This window comes from Streptomyces sp. NPDC054956, assembly GCF_053609185.1.
The window spans coordinates 1-3210 of the sequence record NZ_JBSGXB010000516.1; the positions used below are offsets into that span (position 1 = coordinate 1).

A 3210-nucleotide genomic window follows, 5' to 3' on the forward strand; every position below is an offset into this window, starting at 1 on the left:
GGGTACGCCAGCACCTGCGCGCGGTCCTCCTCCCCGTCGGCGAACAGCAGCACCGGATGCACCCCGCGCGGGCGCAGCGCCCGTACGACCCCGCTCACCACCCGCCCGAAGAAGGGGTCCTGGAACACCCGGTCGGCGTCGGCGCCCGCGCCCGAGACCACGAGCGCCACCGACCCCGACCGGCGGGTCACCAGCGAGCGGGCGGCCCGGTTCGGCACGTACCCGGTCGCCGCGACGGCCTGCTGGACCGCCTGCTGGATGACCGGGTCCACATTGCGGACTCCGTTGACCACGCGCGACACCGTCGCCCGGGACACCCCGGCGGCACGCGCCACGTCCTCGAGGGTCGGGGCCGTCCCGATGCCGCTACCCGCGCTCGATCCGTCCATCCCGGCACTGTAGCCGCCGGCACCCGGGCCGAGCCGTCAGCACCTCCACCGGCCCGGCCGTCCTCGCGCAGCGCGGCACGGACGAGAGCAACGTCTTCGAAACGGCCGCCAGACCACTGGTGAAGCCGTGGCAGGGTCCAGAATCAGTGACCCCCGCCGGAAGCCGCGGCCGTCACGGACGAACGCGGAAACCTCGCGGGCCTCTCCGGAGTCCAACGCCACGACGTCCGCCTGGCCACGCTGCCGAGCGTCTCCCGTGAACTGCCCGACAACGCGACTCGGGCGCCGGAGGAGATCCGTGAAGGACTGCTTCCCCGCGGCCCGTTGCGCTTTCGCCCCACCATGGCCCCCTGCGTCGCGGTCGCGTCCAGGGTAACGACGGAGACGACCGGGATCGGCTCCCTGCCCCTCCTTCGCAACCTGCCTACACCTCGATCACCGACCGGAGCGGCAGGTCGTCCGCCGTGCGGCCGGCCAGGAGCTCGTAGCGGCCCGGCTCCGTGATCCAGCCGCCGGTCTCCGGGGACCAGTACTGCAGGGCGCGCGCGGGGACGCGTACGTACGCCGTCACCCGCTCCCCGGGCTCCGCCTCCACCGCCACCCAGCCCGCGAGCCAGCGGACCGGCCGCTCGACCACCGAGTCGGGTCGCGACAGGTGGAGTTGGGCGACCTCGCGGCCGCGCCGGGTACCGGTGTTGCGGAGGATGACGGGAACTTCGAAGCCTCCGTCAGGGGTGGCCTCTGAGCGGCCGATCCGCTCGAACTCCCAGGTGGTGTAGCCGAGTCCGTGGCCGAACCAGTACGCGGGCCGCGCCGCGCCCGGACGCAGCCAGGCCCGGTGGCCGATGTGCAGGCCCTCCGCGTACGGGAGTCGGCCGTCCGTGGGGTGCGTGGTGCGTACGGGAGCTTCGGCGAGGGTGGCGGGCCAGGTGGTGGGCAGTCGCCCGCCGGGCTCGGCGCGGCCGAGGAGGACGTCGGCGAGGGCGTGTCCGGCCTCCTGCCCGGGGAACCAGGTGAGGAGGACGGCGTCGACGTCCTCGCGCCAGGGCAGTTCGACGGGGCCGCCGGAGTTGACGACGACGACGGTACGGGCGTTCGCGCGGGCGATCTCCGCCACCAACCGGTCCTGGGGCGCGGGCAGTCGGAGCGTCTCACGGTCGAAGCCCTCGGACTCGCCGCCCTCGGTGGTGCCGACGACCACGACGGCGGCGTCGGCCGCCCGGGCGGCGGCCACGGCGGCGGCGAGCGCCTCGGCGGGGTCGGGCACGGGTGGGGCGACGGTCAGGACGGTGGCCCGCCCGGTGCCGGGGGCGAGCTCGCGCCGGGCGACCACGTGGACCGGGTGGCCGGCCGTGAGCGGGAGCCGGGCGGTGTGCTGGGGCGGGCGGACGTGGATGACGGCCGGATCGTCGGTCCCGGGCGGGAACTCGCCGTCGATCAGGACCGTTCCGTCCACGGTGAGGCGCAGTGCGCCGAAGCCGCCGAGCCCGAGGGTCCAGGGGCCGGTCGCGTCGGGGTGGAGCACGGCCGCGAGCTCGACGGTGCGGGCACCGGGCGGCAGTTCGGGTTCCAGCACGCGACCGGAGGGCTGGTGCACGGAGTACAGCACCCCGTCGGCGGCGTCGAGCACGCGCAGCCGCACGCCGGGCGCCCCGCTGTCCGGATCACGGGCGTACCGCGCACCGAGCGGAGCCTGCCCGCCGCTGCCCTCCGGCGCGGGCCCGGGCTCGTACCCGATCCGGACACGGGGCGGCAGGGCGTCCCGCAGCCCCTCGAGCGGACTGACCACCCGCCCGGGGAACACCTCGGAGCTGCCCCCGCCCTGCACACGGGGCACATCGGCGTGAACCCCGATCACGGCAAGGCTCCGCAACGCCCCGGGCTCCAGGGGCAGCACCCCCCGGTTCTCCAGCAACACGAAACTCGCGCAGGCAGCCTCCCGCAACTCCCGCCGGGCCCCGGAGTCGTCGCCTTCACCCGACACGGCCGCCCCGGCAGCCTCGCGCGGCCCCTGGCAGGGGCCGGCGCTGTCGACGTCACCCGGCCCGGACGCAACGGGCACGACAACCTCGCGCAGCTCCATCCGGGAGCCAGCACCGCCGGCATCGCCCAGCACGGACGCAACGGGCGCGGCAACGCGGAGGGCGGAGCGCCCGTCGTCGCCCTGCGCGGACGGAACCGGGACCAAAACCTCACGCAGCTCCCGCCGGGACTCCGCGCCATCGGCATCGCCTTCCACCGGCACAACGGATGCAGCGGCCGCACGCGACCCCTCGCGGAGGGCGGAGCAACCGGCGTCGCCCGACACGGACGGAACCGGGACGACAACCTCACTCAGCTCCGGCCGGGAGCCAGCAGCGCTGGCATCGCCTTCCACCGGCGCAACGGACGCGGCGGCCGCACGCGGCTCCTCGCGGACGGCGGAGCAACCAGCGTCGCCCAGCACGGACGGAGCGAGGGCCGCAACCTCACGCAGCTCCCGCCAGGGGCCAGCACTGTCGACGTCACCCTGCACGGGCAGAACGGGCGCTGCGGCCGCACGTGGCTCCTGGCGGACGGCGGAGCAACCGGCGTCGCCCTGCACGGACGGAACGGGGGCGGCAACCTCGCGCAGCTCCCGCCAGGGGCCAGCGCCGTCGGCGTCGCCCTGCACCTTCGGAACCGGGACGACAGCCTCACTCAGCTCCGGCCGGAAGCCAGCGACGCCGGCATCGCCTTCCACGGGCAGAACGGACGCGGCGGCCGCACGCGGCTCCTCGCGGACAGCGGAGCGCCCGTCGTCGCCCTGCGCTGACGGAACACCCAGCTCCCGCCGGGGGCC

At 75.7% G+C, this 3210-nt stretch carries 3 protein-coding genes; 1 reads left to right on the forward strand and 2 read right to left on the reverse strand.

Going from position 1 to position 3210, the window contains the following annotated elements:
- Together ACWGDE_RS37605 and ACWGDE_RS37610 are read right to left on the reverse strand one after the other, a co-directional pair.
- On the reverse strand, positions 1–389 hold a 389-nt coding region (locus tag ACWGDE_RS37605; RefSeq protein WP_453393576.1), incomplete at its 3' end, for a LacI family DNA-binding transcriptional regulator.
- Positions 390–813: 424 nt separating this feature from the next.
- Complete coding sequence (locus tag ACWGDE_RS37610; protein ID WP_453393577.1) at positions 814–2307, reverse strand: glycoside hydrolase family 3 C-terminal domain-containing protein; 1494 nt, start codon at positions 2305–2307, stop codon at positions 814–816.
- On the opposite strand from ACWGDE_RS37610, the gene ACWGDE_RS37615 reads away from it, so the two are divergent.
- Positions 2233–3183: a hypothetical protein gene (locus ACWGDE_RS37615; RefSeq protein WP_453393578.1), complete on the forward strand. Its 951-nt coding sequence runs from the start codon at positions 2233–2235 to the stop codon at positions 3181–3183. The two genes, ACWGDE_RS37610 and ACWGDE_RS37615, sit on opposite strands and share 75 nt — an antisense overlap.
- Positions 3184–3210: the final 27 nt, after the last annotated feature.